Consider the following 23,855-nt stretch of genomic DNA (forward strand, 5'->3'; position numbering starts at 1 on the left):
CGTGAGCATGCACTCATTGTCTTGTTTTTGCTAAATGTTGAGGGCACAATACGCCGCCTGCAAAATCAGAGATAAACCGACGAAATTAAACGCGTCGGTTATTTTTTTGCATCGAGCAAAGTCATTCAAAAAAACCAAGAGGCCGGGCTTCGTACCGGATAGATATTTACTAAAAATCGACAGTTGTTGTCGCCGAGGATTCCACAAAAATGGGGCAATTTTTTGCTTACGCGACGGTTATCACCGTGAAAGGAGATTTCCATGTCGCTTAACGTTACTCCAAACACCTCTCGCGTAGAATTACGTAAAACGCTTACGCTGGTTCCGGTTGTCATGATGGGCCTTGCCTATATGCAGCCGATGACGCTGTTCGATACATTTGGTATCGTCTCTGGTTTAACAGACGGTCACGTGCCGACGGCTTACGCCTTCGCGCTGATCGCGATTCTGTTTACCGCACTGAGCTACGGGAAGCTGGTTCGCCGCTATCCGTCTGCGGGCTCAGCCTATACCTATGCCCAGAAATCCATTAGCCCGACCGTTGGCTTCATGGTGGGTTGGTCCTCTCTGCTCGACTACCTGTTCGCGCCGATGATCAACATTCTGCTGGCGAAAATCTATTTTGAAGCCCTGGTGCCGTCGATACCCTCGTGGATGTTCGTCGTGGCGCTGGTCGCCTTCATGACCGCCTTTAACCTGCGTAGCCTGAAATCGGTTGCCAACTTCAACACCGTTATCGTGGTGCTGCAGGTGGTGCTGATTGCGGTGATCCTCGGCATGGTTATCTTCGGTGTGTTCGGCGGTGAAGGTGCCGGTACGCTGACCAGCACCCGTCCGTTCTGGTCCGGCGATGCGCACGTGATCCCGATGATTACCGGGGCGACTATCCTGTGCTTCTCGTTCACTGGTTTTGATGGGATCAGTAACCTGTCTGAAGAAACCAAAGACGCAGAGCGCGTGATCCCGCGGGCGATTTTCCTGACGGCGCTGATTGGTGGTCTTATCTTTATCGTTTCCACCTACCTGTTGCAGCTGTACTTCCCGGATATCTCTCGCTTTAAAGATCCGGATGCATCTCAACCGGAAATCATGCTGTACGTGGCGGGTAAAACCTTCCAGGTTGGGGCGCTGATCTTCTCCACCATCACCGTTCTGGCTTCCGGCATGGCAGCGCACGCCGGTGTGGCACGTCTGATGTACGTGATGGGTCGTGACGGCGTGTTCCCGAAAAGCTTCTTCGGCTATGTACACCCGAAATGGCGTACTCCGGCGATGAACATTGTTCTGGTGGGGGCTATTGCCCTGCTGGCGATTAACTTCGATCTGGTGATGGCGACGGCGCTGATTAACTTTGGTGCGCTGGTGGCGTTTACCTTCGTGAACCTGTCGGTTATCTCGCAGTTCTGGATCCGTGAGAAGCGCAACAAAACGCTGAAAGACCACTTCCAGTATCTGTTCCTGCCGATGTGTGGTGCCCTGACCGTGGGCGCGCTGTGGGTGAACCTGGAAGAGAGCTCGATGGTACTGGGTCTTATCTGGGCGGGTATCGGCCTGATTTACCTGGCCTGCGTGACTAAAAGCTTCCGCAACCCGGTTCCGCAGTACGAAGATGTAGCGTAATCGCAGCATCGCATCAGTTAAAAAAAACCGGAGACTGAGTCTCCGGTTTTTTTATGCCTCAGACAATGTCCTGTGCATACTGCCAGAGCGCTTTCAGCTGCCCCAGCTTCTCGTTATTCCCTTCATACTGACCGTACAGCATCTCGAGCTCCTGGGCGTAGGCCTGCAGGAATTCCGGGGTAAACACATTGCGACGATGCTCCAGCCAGCGCTGCTGCTCGGCTTCGTCCAGCGTGCCCGGGAAGTTGCGCGCCCGGTAGTTAAACAGCAGACGTTCGATGCGTTTATCGGCGAAGGTGATGTCCAGCGCCGGCAGGTTGCGCGGCTCGGTCTCCAGCACGATACGCATCGCGGCGCGATCGGCGTCGCTGAAAAAGCCGTTATACAGCTGGGCGTCGACGTTCTCTGACGGCACAAACGGCTCGGCGTCGGCAAAAATGGCCACCACCTTATCGCGCACCTGCGGGTTATCGCGCAGCAGCTTCAGGTTATCAAGGCAGTGCTGGCGGTTAATGCCCAGACGGTCGGCATCTTCCGGACGCAGGGTATTGCCCTGCGCCAGCACCGGGCACTTGTTGAGGTGTACCAGTTTTACCGGTACGGCGGCATCGTCACCCAGGTCGGCTTTGGCGGTGTACAGGCGCTCGCGCAGCGCATCGCTGTCGAGCTCCAGCAGCGGGGTGACGTCGCCCGCGAGATCAACCATGATGACGGCGTTACGATTTTCCGGGTGCCAGGCCAGCGGAGCGACCCAGCTGGTGTTGCCGCGCCACGCGCCAAACATGCCGGAGATATGCACCAACGGTTTCATCTGCGGCACGTCAATCAGCGCCGTCAGCTTATGCTTACCGCGATGCGACCACAGGTAGTCGAACAGCCGCGGCTGCTGGGTTTTCACCAGCTTCGCCATCGCGATGGTGGCATAGACGTCGGCCATCGCGTCGTGGGCGTTGCTGTGCTCAATGCCGTTGGCTTTGGTCAGATGCTCAAGGCGGAAGCTCGGCAGACCGTCATCGTTCTCCGGCCAGTTGATGCCTTCCGGGCGCAGGGCGTAGCAGGCGCGCATCACGTCGAGCAGATCCCAACGGGAGTTATCGTTCTGCCAGCTCCAGGCATAGGGATCGTAAAAGTTGCGATAGAAAATATTGCGCGTGACTTCGTCATCAAAGCGGACGTTGTTGTAGCCCACTACGCAGGTTTTCGGCACGGTAAAGAGGTCGTGAATACGGCGGGCGAAGGCGGCTTCGTTCTCGCCTTTTGCCAGCGCTTCCTGCGGCGTAATGCCGGTGACCATCACCGCCTGCGGCTGCGGCAGATAGTCGTCAGCGGGCTTGCAGTAAAACACCTCTGGCTCGCCGATGATGTTGAAATCGGCATCGGTACGGATTGCCGCAAACTGCGCCGGCCGGTCCAGCGACGGGCTGATACCGAAGGTTTCGTAGTCGTGAAAGAGAAAAGTTGGCTGCGTTGCAGAATCAGACACCCGAAGCTCCATCCTGAATGAGATTGACCCGCTATGGTAAACCATCCGGCCATCACATCCGAAGTAAAAGGCGGGCTTTCTCGAGTAAATGCACAAAAAAGCACGCGCGGGTAGTGGGGGCTGTCACACTTTTTTGCAATTAATTGCTGCGAAGCGGCGCGAACTTCCGTAAAAAGGTCAACGATTTTAAAACGACATTGAGGATATGCTGTTGAAACGCCGTTTGTTTATTGTCGCATCTGTATTTGCGATCGGTATCTCGTCTGCGCAGGCCGCCGACCCTATTGAGTTCACTCCTGCAGCGCCGGCGATTCAGGCCGGATCGTGGGTATTAATGGATTACACCACGGGCCAAATTTTAAACGCCGGCAACGAACACCAGCAGCGCAACCCCGCCAGCCTGACTAAGCTGATGACGGCCTATGTCGTCGACCGCGCTATCGACAGCGGCCGTATTTCATCCAATGACATGGTCACCGTGGGCCGCGATGCGTGGGCCAAAGGCAATCCGGTCTTCGAAGGTTCCTCGCTGATGTTCCTGAAGCCGGGCGACCGTCTGACGGTGCGTGACCTGAGCCGTGGGATGATTATCGATTCCGGCAACGACGCCTGCGTAGCGCTGGCGGACTACATCGCCGGTGGCCAGCCGCAGTTCGTGAAGATGATGAACGACTACGTGAAGAAGCTGGGTCTGACCGACACCAATTTCGAAACCGTGCATGGTCTGGATGCGCCGGGCCAGCACAGCTCCGCCTACGACCTGGCGGTGCTTTCCCGCGCCATTATCCACGGCGAGCCGGAAGTCTATAAGATGTACAGCGAAAAGAGCCTGACGTGGAACGGCATCACCCAGCAGAACCGAAACGGGCTGCTGTGGGATAAAACCATGAACGTCGATGGTCTGAAAACCGGGCACACTTCCGGCGCGGGCTTCAACCTGATTGCCTCAGCCGTAGACGGCAACCGTCGCCTGATTGCGGTAGTGATGGGCGCCGAAAGCCCGAAAGGGCGTGAAGAGCAGGCGCGTAAGCTCCTGCAGTGGGGCCAGCAGAACTTTTCAACCGTGCAGATCCTGACTAAAGGTAAGCAGGTGGGCCTGGAGCGTATCTGGTACGGCGATAAAGAGAAGATTTCGTTAGGCACCGACCAGGACTACTGGCTGGCGCTGCCGAAGGCGGAAATTCAGAACATTAAAGCGAAATACGTGCTCGACCGTAAAGAGCTGGAAGCGCCGATTGCCGCGAATCAGCGCGTGGGGGAAATCGAGCTTTACGATCGCGATAAAATCGTGGCCCGCTGGCCGCTGGTGACGCTGGAAAGCGTTGAAAAAGGGGGTATTTTCTCCCGCTTTAGCGACTGGCTGAAGCACAAGTCCTGATCCTGATAACCACCAGGTGGCCATCGCGCCACCTGGTTCCTTCCCGCGGTTCTCAATTCTGTGAAATATCGCACATACTTCTGCTCAGACCCTGGCTACATTTTATATGTATATTTATCCAGTATCTCAACATGGGTGGAGGCACAATGAACTACAGCATCAGAGAACATGACAAGCGTACGATCGCCGGTTTTCACATGGTTGGCCCCTGGGAGGAGAAGGTCAAAGAGGGGTTTGAGCAGCTGATGAAATGGGTGGATGGCAGGCAGATCCCGGCGCTCGAGTGGCTGGCGGTGTATTACGATAACCCTGAAGTCGTTCCGGCAGAAAAGCTGCGCTGTGCGACCGTTGTGGCGGTGCATGAAGATTTCGTTATTCCTGCGAACAGCGAAGGCGTGATCAAAACCGAAGTGGAAGGGGGAGAGTACGCCGTGGCGAAAGCGCGGGTCACCAACTTTGATTTCTCCACCCCGTGGTACCAGTTCTTCGAAAGCCTGCTGAAAGACGAAGACTGGCAGTGCGCGCCGAAACCCTGCTTTGAAGTGTACCTGAACGACGGCAACCAGGATGGCTTCTGGGACATTGAAATGTACGTCGCCGTAGAGCGCAAGGCCGGGTAGCATTTTTTGACCCTGCAATGGGCAAGGTTTTTGGCAGTCATGTGATGCGTTCAGCAGAAAACCCGTTACAATTGTGCTTTCTACAGCTTGCCGGAGTGCGGGTGTGCGTGCTGACAAATCCCTGAGTCCTTTTGAGATTCGGCTATACCGCCATTACCGTGTGGTTCACGGGGTGCGGATAGCCCTGGCGTTTATACTGACCTTTCTTCTTGTCCGCTGGTTCGATATCCCGGAAGGCACCTGGCCGCTCATTACCCTGGTGGTGGTGATGGGGCCTATCTCCTTCTGGGGCAACGTGGTGCCGCGTGCGTTCGAACGCATTGGCGGCACCATCCTCGGCTCCGCGCTGGGCCTGGTGGCGCTGAAGCTGGAGCTGATGTCTTTACCGCTGATGCTTATCTGGTGCGCCGCCGCCATGTTCCTCTGCGGCTGGCTGGCGCTCGGGAAGAAGCCCTATCAGGCGCTGCTTATCGGTATCACCCTCGCAGTAGTGGTCGGCGCACCGCCGGGGGATTTAACCACCGCGCTGTGGCGAAGCGGTGACGTTATCTTCGGCTCGCTGCTGGCCATGCTGTTCACCGGGGTCTTTCCGCAGCGCGCGTTCCTGCACTGGCGCATTCAGATGGCGAGCTTCGTCACCCAGTACAACCGCCTCTATCAGGCGAGCGTGTCGCCCAACCTGGTCGAGCGCCCGCGTATCGACAAACACCTGCAAAAAATGCTCGGTGAAGTGGTGAAGATGCGCGGCTTTATTACGCCCGCCAGCAAAGAAACGCATATCCAGAAGGCCATTTTCGAAGGTATTCAGACCGTCAGCCGTAACCTGGTGTGCATGCTCGAGCTGCAAATCAACGCCCACTGGGCCTCGCGCGCCAGCCACTTCGTGATGCTGAACGCCCACACGCTGCGCGACACGCAGCAGATGACTCAGCAAACCCTGCTGACCATCGCTCATGCGCTGTACGAGGGCAACCCGCAGCCGATCCTTGCGAATACCGAAAAGCTTAACGACATCGTCGCCGAGCTGCGCCAGCTGATGCAGGAGTACCAGGGAGAGAAACTGTCGGAGACGCCTATTCACGGCTACGTGTGGCTCAGCATGGAGCTGGCACGCCAGCTTGAGCTGCTGTCGCATCTGATTTGCCGGGCATTGCGCAAATAAAAGACTAATGAGCTGGCTTTTACGCCAGGTTGTTTCGATTCAGCAGCATTTAGGGTTATGATGGGCCCAAAGCAAAAACCATTGTCATCAGCGATTGCTATGCGTAATGTAGCCCGATAGCAGCCGCTTTAACGAATCCGAAGCTCAAAAATCAGGGGTGTAAAAATGGAAACAACTAAGCCGTCGTTCCAGGACGTACTGGAGTTTGTTCGTCTGTTCCGCCGCAAAAACAAGCTGCAGCGTGAAATTCAGGACGTTGAGAAAAAGATCCGTGACAACCAGAAACGCGTTCTGCTGCTCGACAACCTGAGTGATTACATCAAGCCGGGCATGAGCGTTGAAGCCATTCAGGGCATCATCGCCAGCATGAAGACCGACTACGAAGACCGCGTTGATGACTACATCATCAAAAACGCCGAGCTCTCCAAAGAGCGTCGCGACATCTCTAAAAAGCTGAAAGTGATGGGCGAAAACAAAGCTGAATAATGCATGACGGCGGTGAGAGTCTCCCTCTCACCGTTTTCTTTTTTTCTTGTTACCTTTCTTGTCAAAATCCTGCACAAATCATAGGAATACCGTTTCCGCTTATTTATCATAGCGCTCATTCATGCGCTTTCGATTCGGTGGGTCAATACGGTGAAACAAAAACCACAGGTGTTATCCGTCATGCTGCAGGGCACGGCATCGGATGTCGGAAAAAGCGTTCTGGTCGCCGGGCTTTGCCGGATCTTTCACCAGGACGGTCTCAAATCAGCTCCTTTCAAATCACAAAACATGGCGCTCAACTCCGGCATTACCGATGACGGAAAAGAGATGGGCCGAGCACAAATCTTTCAGGCTGAAGCGGCGGGTATTCGCCCCGACGTGCGGATGAACCCTATTTTGCTGAAACCAACCACCGACCGTCAGGCGCAGGTGGTTCTGATGGGTGAAGTGGCACAGTCGATGGACGCGGTCAGCTACCATCACTACAAACCGCAGCTGCGTGAAACGATCCTCGGCGCATGGCGCAGCCTGGCGGAAGCGTTTGACGTGCTGGTGCTGGAAGGCGCGGGCAGCCCGGCGGAAATCAACCTGCGCGATCGCGATATCGTCAATATGGGCATGGCGGAGATGGCCGAATGCCCGGTTATCCTCGTCGCCGACATCGATAAGGGCGGGGTGTTTGCCTCGATTTACGGCACCCTGGCGCTGCTGCAGGAGAGCGAGCGCTGGCGGGTGAAGGGCGTCATCATCAACAAATTCCGCGGTGACGTGTCGCTGCTGCAGCCGGGCCTTGAGCAGATTGAATTACTCACCGGTGTCCCGGTGCTGGGGGTCATGCCGTGGCTTAACGTCGATCTTGAAGAAGAGGACGGCGTGGCGCTGCAGTATCGCCGGGCGCGGCTGTCGCCGGAGGCCTCGGTGAATATCGCGGTGGTTGAATTCCCGCATATCGCCAACTTCACCGATTTCAACCCGCTCAGCGCCCAGCCGGGCGTTAACGTTCACTACGTGCGCCACCCGGAGGCGCTGGCGGACTGCGACCTGATTATCCTGCCCGGCAGTAAAAACACGCTCGGCGATCTCGACTGGCTGCGTCAGACGGCAATGGCGCAGGCGGTGCTGGAAGCGCACCGCTGCGGTGTACCGGTGATCGGCGTCTGCGGCGGCTATCAGATGATGGGTGATGTGATTTTCGATGAAATAGAGTCCGGGATGGGGCGCCAGTCCGGGCTTGGGCTGCTCAATGCCACCACCCGCTTTGAAGCGGTGAAAACGACGGTGCAGACCACCGTTCAGCTCAGCGATAACCTGCCGGGCTGGCTGGCGCCGCTGTCAGGGCTTTTCCTGAACGGTTATGAAATTCACATGGGGCAAACCACTCTTCAGCCGGGTTGCCAGAAGGCGATGCAGTACGACACCGCGCTCGGGGCGGTGGACGACAGCGGGCTGGCATTCGGCACTTATCTGCACGGCCTTTTTGACAACGACGCCTTTACCGGTGGGGTGGTCAACAGCCTGCGGGCCCGCAAAGGCCTGCCTCAGCAGACGGTAGTGCAGAGCTATGCCGATTATAAAGCACAGCAATTTGATGTGCTGGCGGCGGGAATGCGCGAGAATATCGATATTCAGCGAATCTATCAGATAATGCGCGAACATCAGGAACCCACAGCATGATCCTTATAACCGGCGGAGCGCGCAGCGGCAAAAGCCAGCACGCGGAATCGCTGCTGCATGACGCACGAGAAGTGATCTACATCGCCACCTCGCAGATTTACGATGATGAAATGGCGCAGCGGGTGGAGCATCACCGCGAGCGCCGCCCGGCGCACTGGCACACCGAAGAGCGCTGGCAGCACCTCGACACGATTATCACCCCACAGCGCTCTGCGGATGACGCCATCCTGCTGGAATGCGTCACCACGCTTATCACCAATATTCTGTTTGCCGAAGGTGGCGACGGCGATCCGCAGCACTGGGATTATGACGCCCTGGAGAAAGCCGTGGGGAATGAAATAGACACGCTTATCGCGCTGTGCCGGCAGTGTCCGGCGCAGGTGGTGCTGGTGACGAATGAAGTGGGAATGGGCATTGTGCCGGAGAATCGCCTGGCGCGGCATTTTCGCGATATCGCCGGGCGGATGAATCAAAAACTGGCGCAGGCGGCAGACGACGTCTGGCTGGTGGTATCAGGACTGGGAGTCAAAATAAAATGAACAGGGTTTTCTTCGCCATGCTGTCCTTTATGAGCCGTCTGCCGGTGCCACAGCGCTGGTCACAGGGGCTGGACACGCCGGATTACGTGCGCGGCATCGTCACCTTTCCGGTTATCGGCCTGCTGCTGGGCGGCCTGAGTGGGGTGGTGTTTGTGCTGCTGAACCACTGGTGCGGCACCCCGCTGGCAGCGCTGTTTGCCGTGCTGGCGCTGGCGCTGCTGACCGGCGGCCTGCACCTCGACGGGCTGGCGGATACCTGCGACGGCGTGTTCTCCGCGCGTCCGCGCGAGCGGATGCTTGAGATCATGCGCGACAGCCGCCTTGGCACCCACGGCGGGCTGGCGCTGGTGTTTGTCCTGCTGGCGAAAGTGCTGGTGGTAAGCGAGCTTGCCCTGCGCGGCGAGAATATGCTGGCGGCGCTGGCGGCGGCCTGTGCCTGCGGGCGCGGCATGTCGGTACTTCTGATGTACGGCCAGCGTTATGCCCGAGAAGAGGGCATGGGCAACCTGTTCATCAACAAAATCAGCTTTAAACAGACGGCCATCACGCTGGCCCTTGCCGCCGTTGTCGTCATCGCGCTGCTGGGGATTAACGGTCTGACCGCGCTGTTGTTCACCTTCGTGGTGGTCTGGCTGTTCGGCCAGTGGCTCAAACGTATTCTGGGCGGACAAACGGGCGATACTCTCGGTGCAGCCATTGAAGTGGGTGAAATCGTTTTCCTGCTGGCGCTGCTCTAACAAAGGATCCTGTCGATGCAAGATTTGCACACCTTACTGAACTCGATACCCACTCCGGACCATGACGCCATGGCCCGCGCGCAGCAGCATATTGATGGCCTGTTGAAGCCCCCCGGCAGCCTTGGGCGGCTGGAGTCGCTGGCGGTACAGCTGGCGGGAATGCCGGGGCTTGGCGGCAAACCGCAGGTTGATAACAAGGCCATTCTGGTAATGTGCGCCGACCACGGCGTGTGGGATGAAGGCGTTGCCATTTCACCACAGGTGGTCACGGCCATTCAGACCGCCAACATGCTGCGACACAGCACCGGCGTGTGCGTACTGGCGGCCCAGGCGGGCGCAAAGGTGCATGTGATTGATGTGGGTATCAACGCCGATCCTATTCCCGGCGTCATCGACATGAAGATGGCACGGGGCTGCGGCAACATCGCCCGCGAACCGGCAATGACCTGCGAACAGGCGGAGTCTTTGCTGCGCTCTACCATCAACTACACCCGCGACCTGGCCGCCAGCGGCGTCACGCTGTTTGGCGTGGGCGAACTGGGGATGGCGAACACCACCCCGGCGGCGGCGGTGGTGAGCGTGCTGACCGACCACGATCCGCAGGAGGTGGTGGGCATTGGCGCCAACCTGCCGCAGAGCCAGATCTCCAACAAGGTAGCGGTGGTGCGTCGAGCCATTGCCCACAACCAGCCGAACGCCGCAGACGGCCTCGACGTGCTGGCGAAGGTGGGCGGTTTTGATCTGCTGGGAATGACCGGGGTGATGCTGGGTGCCGCCTCCTGCGGCTTGCCGGTGGTGCTTGACGGCTTCCTTTCCTACGCCTCGGCGCTGGCGGCGTGCCGGATCGCTCCGGCGGTGAAGCCGTACCTCATTCCTTCACATTTTTCTGCCGAGAAGGGCGCGCGTATTGCGCTCAACGCGCTGCAGCTGGAGCCGTATCTCAACATGGAGATGCGCCTTGGCGAAGGGAGCGGGGCGGCGCTGGCGATGCATATCGTCGAGGCCGCCTGCAACATGCACAACAACATGGGCACCCTGGCGGGCAGCAACATTGTGCTGCCCACGGCGTAAGGCTTAGTGGCACCACGCGGTCTGGCGGCTTTTACACTGCGGCCAGACCGGGTAAAACAGCGGCCTGCCGTCTTTCACGCTGCCGTCATAGCTCAGCAAAAAGCGCTGGGTGTCGGAGCTTAGCAGAAAATCTGCCAGCGCCCGGGCTCCGGCGCTGTTCACCCCCGGATGGCGATGCGGATTGGTTTCCATCACGATATACGGGCGGCGCATCGTCGGGTCACCGTCAACGAGGATCTCGATACGCGGATCCGGCGTCCACTTGCCCAGCAGCACCGGCATCCGCCCGGTGATGATGTAAGCGTGGCGATCAGCAACCTGGCTCAGGATCCCGCGCCCGCCGGGTAAATCGTCTTTCAGCACCCAGTCACCCACCGGTCTTACCCCGGCGCGGGCCCACAGGCTGTGCGCCATTTCGCGCGGCCCGACGCCCTGAAAATCTACCCACGGGCTGCGGCTGGCGGCAATTTTCGCCAGCGCCTGTGCACCGTCTTTCATCCCGCGAATCCCCGCCGGATCCTCTTTCGGCCCCCAAATAACCAGATCGTTACGCGTCCACGGGCGCATATGTATACCGTGGCCGTTAGCAACCAGATCGGTCGTGATATCGCCGGAGTGCATGGTCAGCAGGTCAACTTTGCCTTCCTCCATCGCCTTCGCCAGTTTTGGCCGCTGGCCTTTCGCCACCACCTCAATACGGTATTCCGGGTGCTGCTGCTCGAAGCGGGCGCTGAGCGTCTGCCACAGATTCGAGTACATCATCCCACCGATCACCGCCACCCGAATGGGTGCAGGCGAAGTCTGCCGGGCGCTGGCAAACGAGGGGATGAGCAGGCTGGTCAGCAGCAGCGCGCCGCAGAGGTGCTTTCGATGATTCAACATGGTCCGTTCCTTTAAAAATTCATTTTTAGCTGCAACAGGTACTCGCGGCCGGGGCGCGGGAAGTTCAGCGCCTGGGCATAGTTTTCGTCGAACAGGTTATTGACGGTGAACTGCCAGGAGAGCGGCGCCCACGGCGACGGCCCGGAGAGGCTGAGACCCACGAGGGTATAGTTGTCGAGCTTCACTGGCGTCTCACTCTGGCCCTGGTACTGCACCGAGTCCCGGAAGCTCTCCACCCTGACCGAAGCCGAGAGATCCAGCGGCAGACGGGTGTTCAGCGCAAGCCATGCGCTGTGGGTGGGGCGGCCCTGCAACGCCGAACGGGTGGAGTCATCGCCCTTGTTCTCCGCCTTAAGCCACGCGTAGCCGAGGCTTAAGTCGGTATCTTCAGAAATAAAATAGTGAACACCGGGCTCAATGCCCCAGAAGCGGTAATGGTCAAAATTAGTGAAGCGATCGGTCAGCGCTGATTTTTCGATATGGTGATAGACGTCGCTGACCCAGGCGCTGAGCCGAAGCTGCACACGGTTAAACAGAGCCTGCTCGACGCCGGCCTCGAAGTAGTGCGAGGTCTCAGGCACCAGCGTACTGTTGCCGTACTCGATGTCGTAAAGCTGGCTGAGATCCGGGAAGCGGATGCGCCGCGCGGCGGTAGTGAAGAGGCGCGTGTCGTGCCAGGGATACCAGTAGCCAGCAGCCTGCGCGGCGTAGTCGGTGCCCCCGGCGCGATCGTTGTGGTAAAGCGCGCCGCTGAGCGTCAGGCCAAGGGTATCGTCGGGCTGGAACTGGTATTCCGCCACCCAGTCCTGTTGGGCGATACTCTGGCGGTTTTGCTGCGCGTCGCAGTCGTCGCCGTTGCAGCGCCAGCGGTCTTCCGCGAGCGTGATACCGTTGGTGAGCGTGTGCTGGCGGCTCAGCTGGTTTATCCACTGCAGATTGCTGCCGTAGCTCTCAGTACGGGTGCGTTGCTGGCGATCGGCAGATTTCTCGCGGTACTGGTTATCGCGGGTTTCGTGGCTGTACCACGCGTAGCCGCGCATGGTGTTGCTGCCCGTCAGCTGGTGGGAGAAGGTGGTCTGCACATCGTAGTGCTCCAGCGGCTCGACCCGCATATCGCTCCACGCCGGACCATTACCGCCGCCTGCACTCCCTCCGGCTTTTGCGTTACCTTTTCCGCCACCGCCGCTGCCACCACCGCCACCGCCGCTGCCGCCCAGCTTATCGGGAACGCCCCAGCTGTCGTGGCGATAGTTGAGGTTCAGCCCCAGGCGGGTGTCTTCGCTGACCTGCCAGTTGAGGGAGGTGGCGAGGGCGTGGTTGCGGTTATCGCTGTTGTTGCGCCGCCCGTCGCCCTGCTGCCCGCTGGGGGTAAAATCTGCCGCCATCGGAAAGCCGTCTTTGCCGTCGTAGGCGTAGCTTGCGGCATAATCCAGCGCCCCGGCGGCTCCGCTGGTGCTGGCGTTTGCGGTGTAGTGCCCGCCGTTGCCCGCGCCGACCGCGAGTGCGCTGTGCGGTTCGCCATCGCTCTGACGGGTGATGACATTAATCACGCCGCCGAAGCCGCCGGACCCGTACAGCAGCGATCCGGAGCCGCCTTTGGTGATATCGATGCGTTCAATCAGTCCCACCGGAATCAGCTGCGGATCGAACTGGCTATCCCACGCGCTGTTCTGCGGCACGCCGTTGACCAGAAAGGTGATATCCCTCGACTTATAGCCACGGATATCAAGCTGCGGAACGCCCTGACCGCCGTAGCGAAGCTGAATGCCCGACACATGCTGCAGGGCATCGACCACCGTCAGGCTACCCTGTTGTTCCATCGTTTCGCGACTCACTGAGACCGAGGACGATGCCTGTTGCTGTGCGTTACGGTTGTCGCCGGTCACCACGATGACGTCTTCGACATCCGAAACTGCGGCGAGAGAGAGCGGGGTAAAGAGGTAAAGTGCCAGAGGCGAGAAAGCAGTGCGCATTAAGAAAACCTTTATATTTATAGTGTTAGAGTTATGAGGTACAGCGAGCACAGTTAAAGGGAAAACCGTGAACCGTTTTTTGATGCGGGTCATTTCATCGTTATATAACTAAAGATATAGCGATGTGGGGTGATGATTTTGCGATCTGGGTGGCAGGGGCAAGGGCAGGGGCTTTAGGGGAGTGGTATACATATTGATGATTATTTATGGAGTGTCATTTCTGGCTTGAATAAATAGTGAGGCTGTTTTCTTAATATGCGATCGCCATTCCGGAACAAGGTATTGTTGAAAACGATTTAGCGGCGTATCTTTTTCCCGTTCCTGCACAATCAGGAACCAGGATTGGAACCCTGCGAGATACACTGGCGACACAAGACGCGCTGCGTCTTTTTTTGTGTCGTGCGCTTAGTTATGCCAAATTATGGTGGGCTGAGCAGGGGCACCGTCAGGTGCGCTGGTTTCAGTGTAGCCGGTAGTTCCAACCCTGTTCAGTCCGCCACCTACGAGATTGGAACCTCCTGTGGCGGAATTTAAGACCTACACTGGAGATAACCGCATGACTACTGTCTCATCCCAAGACCAGGCAACTACCGAATCTGCTTCTAGCAAAACACAGCGCCGCTACACCGTTGGCTACCTGCCAAATCGTGGCGACACCAGCACCCCTGCAATCAATCTTTCCGGCAAATGGCTACGCGAAGCCGGGTTTGAAACCGGTAATGGCCTGACGGTGAAGATCGCGGGCGATTGCATTGTGTTGATCCCGGATAACAACGAAACCCAGGATCTGCGACAGCAACTGAAGCAGTACAAAGAGGTACTGAAAGGGTTAAAGGCGGGGATGAGTAGGGTTTGAAGGGGTAAGAGCTTGCTCTTAGGAGTTAGGATGTAAGATGCCTGCCGCAGGCAGGCTCTTTATATTAGAGGCTCAGGTTATTTTGGTTGCCGATGAGGTTAGTTTGACAGACCTTTTCGTGCCAAAACAGACGTTGCTACATTTGTCTGTGTTAATCAATGGGGAGCAGGTCAATCAGACTCATCAGGAGGTAACAAACCTACGTATTTTGAGATATAAGCTGATTGCTTTTCTCAAATGTTATAGATTGGCTCGATGCTAATGGAGTAAATTAAGTGCAGTTTAGTAAAGTAGACGGTTGCTTGAGGCAACTTCACTTGTTACAAATTGAACTTTTCGGTTGGAGGCTGTGGGGACTGGGATGGGACGGAGATCAGGGTTTGAAGGTTTTATACGTGCTACAGGCAGAGCCGTTGCAGCAGCAGAGCGTGAGCGAAAGAGGTCAGAACGTCATCATCTTGCCGAAGTTCGCCGTATAGAACGCGAAATAAAACGTGATAATGCTCAGAGAATTCGCGGCCAAAAAGAGGCTGATAAGTTAGCAAAAGCCATGTATCTGGAGGGGCGTCAAGATGAAGTTTCCGATCTAAATGCTGAGCTGAACGAGAATATTACCGCGCTTTCTACACTTCTGGAACACACCCTCGAATTTGACGATTCGATTGATTTTTCGGCATTGAAAAAACTCCCAAAATTCGAAGACTTCAAAACACCCAAACATCTCTTACCAGACCCTGAGCCAGAGATGAAAGTCGTGAACGCTCCGGCTGCATGGAAGACTATTTTCCCATGGGTAAAGAACAAATATTATCGAGAATTGCAGAGTGCAGAAGAGTCTTTCAGTAAAAGTAAGGAAGATCATTCAGTTAAACTTTCAAGTCAGAAAGTTGAGCTTGATGCTTTAGTTGCTGATTATCAGACCCGAAGAACTGCTTACCTCGAAGAAATAAAAAGTCAGCACGACGAAGTTGACCAGTTTGAGCAAGACTATCTCAACTGCGATCCTGACAGCATATTAGCTTATTGCGAAATGGTGTTGACACGGTCTGAATATCCTGAGAATTACTTTCCCCAAACCTTTAGGTTGGCCTATTTACCTGACAGCAAGGAGTTGGTGGTTGAATACAACTTACCTGAAATTGCAGTAGTACCACGCGAGTTGGAATACAGATATGTCAAAACAAGAGATGCCATTGATGCCAAGGCGCGAAAGATTAGCGAGATCAAAGAACTCTATCAGAATATAATCGCCGCGATCACACTCCGCACAATGCATGAGCTTTTCGAAGCTGACAAGGCATCTGCTTTAACGTCAGTTCTGTTTAACGGTGTAATCGAAACTATCGATCCTACGAGCGGGCATGACACCAAAGTCACATTAGTATCTGCCCGTGCTCACAAGGATGATTTCATGCAAATAAAACTGGAAAGGGTCGAAAAGAGTGCATGCCTTAGAAGTTTAGGTGCACAAGTTTCAGGGCGGCCAGATGAACTCCAGGCAGTAAAGCCTATTATCGAATTCAACATGGTTGATAAACGCTTCATTGAACAAGGTGATGCTTTGTCTGCCCTTGAAACACGACCAAACCTTATGGAACTTTCACCGTCAGAATTTGAGGTGTTAGTATCAAATCTTTTCACTCAAATGGGACTGGACACCAAACTCACCAGAGGTACAAAAGACGGCGGCGTTGATGCGGTGGCATTCGACACTCGTCCGATCCTCGGTGGCAAAGTGGTGATTCAGGCTAAAAGATATAAAGATACTGTCGGTGTCAGTTCTGTTAGAGATCTTTATGGAACAATGATGAATGAAGGTGCTAACAAAGGAATTCTGGTATGTACAAGTCAATACGGTAAAGACGCATATCGTTTCTGCGAAGACAAACCAATCGAACTCATTGATGGAGGCGGGCTTCTTTACCTCCTGAAAGAGCATGCTGGGGTATCAGCTCGTATCAACCCAAATTTTTAATTACTGATCCAGATTCGGACTAATGCTTGTAGCGAATGTTCACGATGAGAAATTCAGCGCGAGCTTTTTAGTCAAGTAATTCAATGGCTTTGACTTAGGGCAGAAATTTCTGCCCTGCTAGGTATTTGTTATGAGAACAAAATTATGATGCATGAGCTATGAACAAATGATGATGGTTTAGATTTGTTTTGCTTTGCCGGTCCACAGGGATATCCTGCTCGTAAATTGTTGGATCCGGACTACAGATTGGTATGGACATGTGATGCAAATTCCCACCTTGAAGCAACGAAAAGATATTACACGTTCCATAACGGTGGAGAATATCAAACTGATTTTCCCGAACAGGATAGTAAGACCTACAAAGAAATGGGGTTGGAGTAAAAGCATAACCCCCCATAGCATAGCAGCCCGGTATTCTAATGGTTCCGCGACATCCGCTTCTCACTCATAGCTGCCAGTAGCTGCCGAAACGAGCCCTACACCAATGCCTCAATCCACCAGGCATTTCCCCCTCAAATTCTTAGACTTTCCTCACAAAATCCGCGCTGGCGCGTTATATTTAACGTATCTTAATCATGTTCGAGAACAGGGAAATGATGATTCGTTTAACCTCGCTGGCCTTCGTGCTGGCCGCCGTGACCCACAGCGCACTGGCGGTTACCTATCCTCTGCCGCCGGAAGGGAGCCGTCTGGTCGGTAAATCGTTTGTTATCACCGTACCGGAGGGGAACACCCGGCCGCTGGAGTATTTTGCTGCTCAATACGATCAGGGGTTCAGCAATATGACCGAGGCCAACCCCGGCGTGGATCCGTTCCTGCCGCGTGCCGGAACGCAGCTGACCATTCCGCAGCAGCTGATTTTGCCGGATACCGCGCGCCAGGGCATTGTGATTAACGTTGCGGAGATGCGCCTTTACTACTACCCGGAAGGGAGCAACACGGTGCAGGTTCTGCCGATTGGTATCGGTCAGGCCGGGCGGGAAACGCCGCGTAACTGGGTAACTCACGTGGAACGCAAACAGGAGGCTCCGGCCTGGACACCGACGGCGAACACCCGCAAAGAGTACGCCCGCGAGGGGAGAACCCTGCCCGCGTTCGTACCGCCAGGGGAAGATAACCCGATGGGGCTGTACGCCATTTACATCGGCAAGCTGTATGCCATTCACGGTACCAATGCCAACTTTGGTATCGGCCTGCGGGTGAGCCAGGGCTGTATCCGCCTGCGGAAAGACGATATCAAATATCTGTTTGATAATGTGCCGGTCGGTACGCGTGTGCAGTTTATCGATCAGCCAGTGAAAACCACCCTTGAACCGGACGGACAGCGCTGGCTCGAAGTGCACGAGCCGCTGTCGCGTAACCGCGCCGAGTTCGAATCTGACCGCAAAGTCCCGCTGCCGATGACCACGCAGCTGCGTAACGCCACCGAAGGGGCGGGCGTGGATGCAAGCGTGGTGAGCGCTACGCTGACGCGTCGTTCTGGTATGCCGGTGCCGATTAACACCGGCTCGGTAAAGGCCGGGCAGTTCTGAAACCAGCAGGAGCGAGAACGGTGCAGGATTTAGAAAAATCAATAAGGGAAGTCCTCGGATATATTGAAGACCGGCAGCAAAGAATCGATTTTGTGAACCAGGTTTTCGCAATCAGACGTATGCAGGAAGACGATCCGTGCTGGTGTGGGAGCGAAAAAACGGTGTCCAGCTGTCACTGGAAGCGGCAGGACGCCCGCCCGGTGAGCGTGGGGCACCAGGTTGGCGTGCGGGTGGGCATTTTTAAGCGCAAGAAGTTCTGCAGCGCGACTTACGACAGCGCTAACTGTGAGACGAAAAACATCGTTGGGGCGCATACCATCCAGAAAAGTGCCGTACTGGAGGCGATGGCTGAAGAGGGCCATGTCGGCAGCTTGTATCAGCAGGTGGGAGAGGTGTCAGACGTCAATCTTAAGCGTGGGGTGACGAACATCGCCTCCGTGTTTTATGGTTTCTGTCGCAAACATGACAACGATCTTTTTGAATGCCTGGAGAAACGGCCGGTTGTTTTAAATGCTGAATGCCTGTGGGCCTCTTCGTATCGCGCCGTGTGCCATGAGCACTATCAAAAAATGGCCGCCATTGAGGGCACGAAGGCACAGCGGGATTTTGCCGACAATGGTCTGCCACTACCGTGGCAGCTGATGATGCAGGCAGAAATCAGAAACTCACAGGCGCAACTGCGCCTTGGCCTGGAATTTATCGGCACCATCAAGCAGCGTTTTGAACAGATCTCCGCAGATCCGCAGGGGAAGCTGCTGGGATGGCTGGTGACGTTTAACGGCCCGCCGAAGCTGGCTGTGAGCGGCACCTTCTCACCATTTTATTCGTTAGACGGGCAGCTTATTCAGGGTGGGGAAGCGACTCAACATGTAGAGCATTTTGCGATTTCCACCGTAATGTATGAGGGGAAAGCGGCGTGGATTGTCGCCTGCCTGCCCGAGCAGCGTATTGTGGTCCGTTTTCTTGAGCAATTATTCAGCCGCAGCCATCGTGAAATCATGGATATCCTGAGCTGGGCGGTTTTTGCCTGGAACGAGAACGTCTACTTCCCGCTGAGCTGGTGGGATGGATTAAGTGAAACAGACAAAGAGGCGCTGCTGGCGCTGGCGCAAAAAGCTAACTGCACCACGCCCTATGAAAACCAGACCTTCCCGGGCTCGGTGATTGACCAGCATATTCAGAGCGTTATCCCGTTCCCATGCTGATGCGTTTGGGCGAAAAACAAGAAGCCCGCTTAAGTTTCCTTAAGCGGGCTTCTTAAATATGGCTCCTCTGACTGGACTCGAACCAGTGACATACGGATTAACAGTCCGCCGTTCTACCGACTGAACTACAGAGGAATCGTTGTGGAGGCATATCTTAGCGGCGAAAAAAACTTTGTCAAACCCCAATTCCCGCGTTTATGTTCAACTGCTTCTTCTGTCTACAATTTGTCGTCATTTGCAGCACTTTTTATCACAAAAACCTTTTGCAGCTTTCGGGATCCTCCGTCATTATTTGAAATGTAGTTTCAACTTTCTCACTAAGGTTCACCTTGAACGTCACCGCAGCAGTTCGCCAGGCCGTCGTGCGCACGCCCTGGTTCAAAAAACGCAAAAGTTATCGGGTTCTCTTCTGGCGTGAAATCACCCCTCTGGCGGTGCCCATTTTCCTCGAAAACACCTGCGTGCTGTTAATGGGGGTACTGAGTACCTTCCTCGTCAGCTGGCTGGGCGCGGAATCCATGGCGGGGGTGGGGCTGGCAGACAGCTTCAACATGGTGATAATGGCGTTCTTTGCCGCCATCGATCTCGGCACCACGGTGGTGGTCGCCTTCAGCCTCGGCAGGCTCGATAAAAAGCGCGCCCGCTCGGCGGCGCGGCAGTCGCTGGTGATCATGGCGATATTCTCCACCGTGCTGGCGGCGGTGGTGCACTATTTTGGTCGTGAGATTATCGATTTTATCGCCGGGGCCGCCACGCCGCCGGTGAAGGCGCTGGCGCTGACCTATCTGGAACTCACCGTGCTCAGCTACCCGGCGGCGGCGATAGCGCTTATCGGCAGCGGCGCGCTGCGCGGGGCGGGTAATACCAAAATCCCGCTGCTGATTAACGGTGGGATGAACATCCTCAACATCATCATTAGCAGCATCCTTATCTACGGTATCTTCTCCTGGCACGGGCTGGGGTTCGCCGGCGCGGGGCTGGGGCTGACTATCTCGCGCTGGATCGGCGCCATCATCATCGTGGGGGTGCTGATGCGCGGGGTGAAGGCGCTGCGAATACCGCTGAAAAGTTACCTGAAGCCGCTGAATCTGGCGGTTATCTGGGAAGTGATGGGGATCGGTATACCGGCAAGTATTGAGTCGGTGCTGTTTAACAGCGGTAAGCTGCTGACGCAGATGTTCGTTGCCGGCATGGGGACGGACGTTATCGCCGGTAACTTTATTGCCTTCTCGGTGGCCTCGCTGATTAACCTGCCGGGGAACGCCCTCGGCTCGGCTTCCACCATTATCACCGGCAGACGGCTGGGAAAAGGGCAGATAGCCCAGGCCGAGCGCCAGCTGCGCCACGTGTTCTGGCTCTCAACCATCGGCCTTACCGCCATCGCGTGGGGCACCGCGCCGCTCGCCGGGCTGTTCGCCTCCTTCTATACCCACGAGCCGGAGGTCAAAGAGGTGGCGAAGGTGCTGCTGTGGCTGAACGCGGCGTTTATGCCTGTCTGGGCGGCCTCCTGGGTGCTGCCTGCCGGGCTTAAAGGGGCACGAGATGCACGTTTTGCGATGTGGGTCTCAATGTTCAGCATGTGGGGCTGTCGGGTGGTGGCGGGCTATGTGCTCGGGATCTGGCTCGGCATGGGTGTCGTCGGCGTATGGCTCGGGATGTTCCTCGACTGGGCGGTGCGCGGGGCGCTGTTCTACTGGCGGATGGTCAGCGGGCGCTGGCTGTGGAAATATCCCAAAGTCAAAAGCGAATAAAAAAACGCACAGGAGGGGATCCTCCCCTGTGCGTGGGTATTAATCGTCATTCTTCAGTGTCGAAGGATGCGAGCGATGGGCGTGCCCATCAAACCCCAAGGCGATCGCGGAGACTGTAGTACGCGGCACCCATGGCGGTGAACGGAATGCGCAGGTTGCGCCCGCCAGGGAACGGGTAGTGCGGCAGTTTAGCGAAGGAGTCGAAACGCTCCGCATCACCGCGTAATGCTTCTGAAACCAGACGGCCAGCAAGGTGCGTACAGGTGACGCCGTGGCCGCTGTAACCCTGCATGTAATAAATGTTGTTCGCCAGACGACCAAACTGCGGCATGCGCGACAGGGTCAGCAGGAAGTTGCCGGTCCAGCGGTAGTCAATCTTCACGCCCTTCAGCTGCGGGAAGGTTTTGAGCAGTTTTGGCATGATCAGGCGCTCAACGTCATCCGGATCGCGTGCGCCGTACACCACGCCGCCGCCGTACAGCAGACGGTTGTCGCCGGTCAGGCGGTAGTAATCCAGCAGATAGTTGCAGTCTTCCACGCAGTAGTTGTTCGGAATGAGCGATTTAGCGACCTCCGCCGACAGCGGTTCGGTGGTGACCACCTGCGTGCCGCACGGCATGCTGCGTTTCGCCAGCTCCGGCTCCACTTTGTCACCCAGGTAGGCGTTACCGGCCACGATCACGTAGCGCGCGGTCACCTGACCTTTCTCAGTGCTGACCACCGCCGGGCTGGTGTGCTGAATTTTGGTTACCGGAGACTGCTCATACACGCGGCCTCCGTTAAGGCGGATAGCATCGGCTTCACCAATCGCCAGGTTCAGCGGGTGAATATGGCCGCCGCTGTGGTCGAGCAGGGCGCCAACGTAGCGGTCGCTGCTCACTTCTTTGGCGATGGCATCGGCGTCCAGCATTTCCAGTTGGGTGTTACCGTAACGCTCCCAGTTCTCTTTTTGCTCTTCAAGCGTTGCCAGCTGCTTGTGGTTCAGCGCCACGAACAGGCCGCCCGGGCGGTAGTCGCAGTCGATCTGGTAGCGCTTGATGCGTTCGCGGATGATCTCGCCGCCTTCGAACATCATGCTGCCGAGCATTTTGGCGGCTTCCGGGCCGTAGCTGTTCTCAATCACGTCGATGTCACGGCTGTAGGAGTTCACCAGCTGGCCGCCGTTGCGTCCGCTGGCGCCGAAGCCGATGCGGGCTGATTCCAGAACCACCACGTCATAACCGAGCTCTGCCAGGTGCAGAGCGGAAGAGAGGCCGGTATAGCCGCCGCCCACTACGCACACGTCGCAGGTGATGGATTCCGTCAGCGTGTCAAACGGCGCGTACTTGTTGGCGCTGGCGGCGTAATAGCTTGTGGTATGTTCGGTCATGATGAAGGCTCCAGGGCAATCCAGATGGTTTTCAGTTCACTAAACTTCTCAAGGGCATGCAGGGATTTATCGCGGCCGTTGCCGCTTTGCTTGTAACCGCCGAACGGCACGGTCATATCCCCGTCGTTGTAGTTGTTCACAAATACGGAGCCAGCTTTCAGACGGCGGCTCATGCGGTGCGCGCGGTTGAGCGAGCTGGTCCACACCGCGGCGCCCAGGCCGTAGTCGCTGTCGTTGGCCATTCGCAGGGCTTCTTCTTCGCTGGTGAAGCGGTTAACCACCAGCACCGGGCCGAAGATTTCGTCGCGGGCGATGTGCGAAGTGGGGTCCACGTCGACAAAAATGGTCGGGCCGATAGCCGCAGGATGTTTGTTGCTGCGTCCATCGAGGAACAGGGTGTTGTTCGATTCCCCGTCGCGGATAAAACTCTGCACCGAGTCGGCGTGGGCGTTATCAATCAGCGTGCCCATGGTGCAGGACGGATCGAGCGGGTTGCCCGGCTGCCAGTTTTTCGCCTGCTCTTTTAACAGCGCGAGGAAGCGGTCGGCGATGCTCTCTTCAAGCAGCAGGCGCGTACCGGCAATGCACACCTGGCCCTGGTTGTAGAAGATCCCGGCGGCGGTGGTGGCGGCGGCTTTTTCTAAATCCGGGCAGTCTGCGAAAATGACGCTGGCGCTCTTCCCACCGGCTTCGAGCCAGACGCGTTTTAAGTTGCTGTCGCCGGCGTCGCGCAGCAGCTGTTTGCCGGTGCGGGTAGAGCCGGTGAAGGTGATAACGTCAACGTCCGGGTGCTGAGAAAGCGCCTGCCCGGCCTCGTGACCGTAGCCGCTGATAACGTTCAGCACGCCGTCCGGCAGTCCGGCTTCTTTCGCCAGCCCCGCCAGGCGCAGCGCGGTCAGCGGCGATTTCTCCGAGGGTTTTAAAATCACGCTGTTACCGGCCGCAAGCGCCGGGCCAAGCTTCCAGCAGGCCAGCAGCAGCGGGAAGTTCCACGGTACGACGGCCGCCACCACGCCAATCGGCTCGCGGACGATCATCGCCAGTTCGTTATCTGAGGTGGACGCCACTTCGCCATACACTTTATCAATGGCTTCGGCATACCAGCGGATAGCGCGGGTCGCGCCGGGAATATCATCACGCAGGCTATGGCGAATTGGCTTACCGGTGTCGAGCGTTTCCAGTAGCGCCAGCTCCTCGTGATGCTGCTCCATCAAATCCGCGAGCTTGTTCAGCACCGCTTTACGTTTTGCCGGGGAGGCCTGCGACCAGTCGCCGTTTTCAAAGACCTCGCGGGCACCGCGCACGGCGATGTTGACGTCTTCCTGCTTGCCGCGGGCAATGGCGGAGATCGGGCGCTGAGCGGCCGGGTCGAGGGTGGCAAAAGTGCTGTTATCCTGGGCCTCACAGTATTCGCCGTTAATAAATAAGCGGCTTTCCGGGACCAGGTTATTCACTTTTTCCTGCCAGTAGTTCAGAGAGTGAAAATCCATAAAAACCTCGTAATTCAATCGGATACGTTTTTGTTTCGGCGAAATTTGGCCG

At 56.6% G+C, this 23,855-nt stretch carries 21 protein-coding genes and 1 tRNA gene; 16 read left to right on the forward strand and 6 right to left on the reverse strand.

Going from position 1 to position 23,855, the window contains the following annotated elements; translation table 11 throughout:
* Positions 1-209 precede the first annotated feature (209 nt).
* A complete protein-coding gene (yoeI, locus tag C7387_RS02540) occupies positions 210-272 on the forward strand; it encodes a membrane protein YoeI (RefSeq protein ID WP_112471449.1) in 63 nt (20 codons plus the stop codon).
* A complete protein-coding gene (gene plaP / locus C7387_RS02545; RefSeq protein WP_038256546.1) occupies positions 262-1,620 on the forward strand; it encodes a putrescine/proton symporter PlaP in 1,359 nt (452 codons plus the stop codon). The genes yoeI and plaP overlap by 11 nt, the downstream gene beginning before the upstream one ends.
* Before the next feature lie 58 nt (positions 1,621-1,678).
* Here the strand turns inward: plaP and sbcB are convergent, their stop codons facing one another.
* Positions 1,679-3,103 (reverse strand): exodeoxyribonuclease I, encoded by a 1,425-nt coding sequence (sbcB, locus tag C7387_RS02550; protein ID WP_244922330.1) that lies wholly within the window; start codon positions 3,101-3,103, stop codon positions 1,679-1,681.
* A gap of 205 nt (positions 3,104-3,308) precedes the next feature.
* On the opposite strand from sbcB, the gene dacD reads away from it, so the two are divergent.
* The 8 genes from dacD to cobT all read left to right on the forward strand — a co-directional run bounded on the left by dacD (position 3,309) and on the right by cobT (position 10,770).
* Entirely contained in the window at positions 3,309-4,481 is a 1,173-nt protein-coding gene (dacD, locus tag C7387_RS02555; RefSeq protein ID WP_120815970.1) for a serine-type D-Ala-D-Ala carboxypeptidase DacD, read from the forward strand.
* Between the two features lie 146 nt (positions 4,482-4,627).
* Positions 4,628-5,101: a DNA gyrase inhibitor SbmC gene (sbmC, locus tag C7387_RS02560; protein ID WP_038256550.1), complete on the forward strand. Its 474-nt coding sequence runs from the start codon at positions 4,628-4,630 to the stop codon at positions 5,099-5,101.
* 103 nt (positions 5,102-5,204) lie between these two features.
* Positions 5,205-6,263, forward strand: coding sequence for an FUSC family protein (locus tag C7387_RS02565; protein ID WP_038256553.1), 1,059 nt, complete (start codon positions 5,205-5,207; stop codon positions 6,261-6,263).
* 165 nt (positions 6,264-6,428) lie between these two features.
* Positions 6,429-6,749, forward strand: coding sequence for a DUF496 family protein (locus C7387_RS02570; RefSeq protein WP_006820717.1), 321 nt, complete (start codon positions 6,429-6,431; stop codon positions 6,747-6,749).
* Between the two features lie 180 nt (positions 6,750-6,929).
* On the forward strand, positions 6,930-8,423 hold the full coding sequence (locus C7387_RS02575) for a cobyric acid synthase (RefSeq protein ID WP_120815971.1): 1,494 nt from the start codon (positions 6,930-6,932) through the stop codon (positions 8,421-8,423).
* Positions 8,420-8,962: a bifunctional adenosylcobinamide kinase/adenosylcobinamide-phosphate guanylyltransferase gene (gene cobU / locus C7387_RS02580; RefSeq protein ID WP_006820715.1), complete on the forward strand. Its 543-nt coding sequence runs from the start codon at positions 8,420-8,422 to the stop codon at positions 8,960-8,962. The genes C7387_RS02575 and cobU overlap by 4 nt, the downstream gene beginning before the upstream one ends.
* On the forward strand, positions 8,959-9,699 hold the full coding sequence (gene cobS / locus C7387_RS02585; RefSeq protein WP_038256556.1) for an adenosylcobinamide-GDP ribazoletransferase: 741 nt from the start codon (positions 8,959-8,961) through the stop codon (positions 9,697-9,699). Before cobU ends, cobS begins: the two co-directional genes overlap by 4 nt.
* A gap of 15 nt (positions 9,700-9,714) precedes the next feature.
* Complete coding sequence (cobT, locus tag C7387_RS02590) at positions 9,715-10,770, forward strand: nicotinate-nucleotide--dimethylbenzimidazole phosphoribosyltransferase (RefSeq protein ID WP_006820713.1); 1,056 nt, start codon at positions 9,715-9,717, stop codon at positions 10,768-10,770.
* 3 nt (positions 10,771-10,773) lie between these two features.
* On the opposite strand, the gene C7387_RS02595 is transcribed toward cobT, so the two are convergent.
* Both C7387_RS02595 and C7387_RS02600 read right to left on the reverse strand, forming a co-directional pair.
* Positions 10,774-11,652: an ABC transporter substrate-binding protein gene (locus C7387_RS02595; protein WP_120815972.1), complete on the reverse strand. Its 879-nt coding sequence runs from the start codon at positions 11,650-11,652 to the stop codon at positions 10,774-10,776.
* 11 nt (positions 11,653-11,663) lie between these two features.
* Complete coding sequence (locus C7387_RS02600) at positions 11,664-13,625, reverse strand: TonB-dependent receptor plug domain-containing protein (protein ID WP_158592513.1); 1,962 nt, start codon at positions 13,623-13,625, stop codon at positions 11,664-11,666.
* 556 nt (positions 13,626-14,181) lie between these two features.
* Here C7387_RS02600 and C7387_RS02605 point away from each other — a divergent pair.
* From C7387_RS02605 to C7387_RS02630, 4 genes are all read left to right on the forward strand, one after another.
* Positions 14,182-14,481: a SymE family type I addiction module toxin gene (locus C7387_RS02605; protein ID WP_120815974.1), complete on the forward strand. Its 300-nt coding sequence runs from the start codon at positions 14,182-14,184 to the stop codon at positions 14,479-14,481.
* Positions 14,482-14,842: 361 nt separating this feature from the next.
* The gene (locus tag C7387_RS02615; protein WP_120815976.1) at positions 14,843-16,456 is read left to right on the forward strand and encodes a restriction endonuclease; all 1,614 of its coding nucleotides are present in this window, start codon (positions 14,843-14,845) and stop codon (positions 16,454-16,456) included.
* 593 nt (positions 16,457-17,049) lie between these two features.
* Positions 17,050-17,988, forward strand: coding sequence for a L,D-transpeptidase (ldtA, locus tag C7387_RS02625; RefSeq protein WP_071777546.1), 939 nt, complete (start codon positions 17,050-17,052; stop codon positions 17,986-17,988).
* A gap of 92 nt (positions 17,989-18,080) precedes the next feature.
* Positions 18,081-19,193 carry a hypothetical protein gene (locus tag C7387_RS02630; protein ID WP_244922331.1) on the forward strand — a complete coding sequence of 371 codons (1,113 nt, stop codon included), beginning with the start codon at positions 18,081-18,083 and terminating at the stop codon, positions 19,191-19,193.
* Between the two features lie 59 nt (positions 19,194-19,252).
* Here C7387_RS02630 and C7387_RS02635 read toward each other — a convergent pair.
* Positions 19,253-19,328 (reverse strand) — tRNA-Asn (locus tag C7387_RS02635).
* A gap of 6 nt (positions 19,329-19,334) precedes the next feature.
* On the opposite strand from C7387_RS02635, the gene C7387_RS23325 reads away from it, so the two are divergent.
* Positions 19,335-19,496 (forward strand): DUF5951 family protein, encoded by a 162-nt coding sequence (locus tag C7387_RS23325; protein ID WP_220124640.1) that lies wholly within the window; start codon positions 19,335-19,337, stop codon positions 19,494-19,496.
* Between the two features lie 26 nt (positions 19,497-19,522).
* Positions 19,523-20,944 (forward strand): EmmdR/YeeO family multidrug/toxin efflux MATE transporter, encoded by a 1,422-nt coding sequence (locus C7387_RS02640; protein ID WP_006820703.1) that lies wholly within the window; start codon positions 19,523-19,525, stop codon positions 20,942-20,944.
* 88 nt (positions 20,945-21,032) lie between these two features.
* Here the strand turns inward: C7387_RS02640 and C7387_RS02645 are convergent, their stop codons facing one another.
* Positions 21,033-22,313, reverse strand: coding sequence for an NAD(P)/FAD-dependent oxidoreductase (locus tag C7387_RS02645; RefSeq protein WP_038256574.1), 1,281 nt, complete (start codon positions 22,311-22,313; stop codon positions 21,033-21,035).
* Entirely contained in the window at positions 22,310-23,803 is a 1,494-nt protein-coding gene (gene puuC / locus C7387_RS02650; RefSeq protein ID WP_038256577.1) for an aldehyde dehydrogenase PuuC, read from the reverse strand. Before puuC ends, C7387_RS02645 begins: the two co-directional genes overlap by 4 nt.
* Between the last annotated feature and the right edge of the window lie 52 nt (positions 23,804-23,855).

Source organism: Yokenella regensburgei (assembly GCF_003634235.1).
Lineage (GTDB): Bacteria > Pseudomonadota > Gammaproteobacteria > Enterobacterales > Enterobacteriaceae > Yokenella > Yokenella regensburgei.

Coding starts and splice junctions, on each gene's coding strand:
- C7387_RS02605 (WP_120815974.1), top strand. CDS start 14,182: ATGACTACTGTCTCATCCCAAGACCAGGCAACTACCGAATCTGCTTCT.
- C7387_RS02645 (WP_038256574.1), bottom strand. CDS start 22,313: ATGACCGAACATACCACAAGCTATTACGCCGCCAGCGCCAACAAGTAC.
- sbmC (WP_038256550.1), top strand. CDS start 4,628: ATGAACTACAGCATCAGAGAACATGACAAGCGTACGATCGCCGGTTTT.
- C7387_RS02570 (WP_006820717.1), top strand. CDS start 6,429: ATGGAAACAACTAAGCCGTCGTTCCAGGACGTACTGGAGTTTGTTCGT.
- C7387_RS02600 (WP_158592513.1), bottom strand. CDS start 13,625: ATGCGCACTGCTTTCTCGCCTCTGGCACTTTACCTCTTTACCCCGCTC.
- cobS (WP_038256556.1), top strand. CDS start 8,959: ATGAACAGGGTTTTCTTCGCCATGCTGTCCTTTATGAGCCGTCTGCCG.
- cobT (WP_006820713.1), top strand. CDS start 9,715: ATGCAAGATTTGCACACCTTACTGAACTCGATACCCACTCCGGACCAT.
- plaP (WP_038256546.1), top strand. CDS start 262: ATGTCGCTTAACGTTACTCCAAACACCTCTCGCGTAGAATTACGTAAA.
- dacD (WP_120815970.1), top strand. CDS start 3,309: ATGCTGTTGAAACGCCGTTTGTTTATTGTCGCATCTGTATTTGCGATC.
- C7387_RS02615 (WP_120815976.1), top strand. CDS start 14,843: ATGGGACGGAGATCAGGGTTTGAAGGTTTTATACGTGCTACAGGCAGA.
- C7387_RS02575 (WP_120815971.1), top strand. CDS start 6,930: ATGCTGCAGGGCACGGCATCGGATGTCGGAAAAAGCGTTCTGGTCGCC.
- puuC (WP_038256577.1), bottom strand. CDS start 23,803: ATGGATTTTCACTCTCTGAACTACTGGCAGGAAAAAGTGAATAACCTG.
- C7387_RS02595 (WP_120815972.1), bottom strand. CDS start 11,652: ATGTTGAATCATCGAAAGCACCTCTGCGGCGCGCTGCTGCTGACCAGC.
- cobU (WP_006820715.1), top strand. CDS start 8,420: ATGATCCTTATAACCGGCGGAGCGCGCAGCGGCAAAAGCCAGCACGCG.
- ldtA (WP_071777546.1), top strand. CDS start 17,050: ATGATGATTCGTTTAACCTCGCTGGCCTTCGTGCTGGCCGCCGTGACC.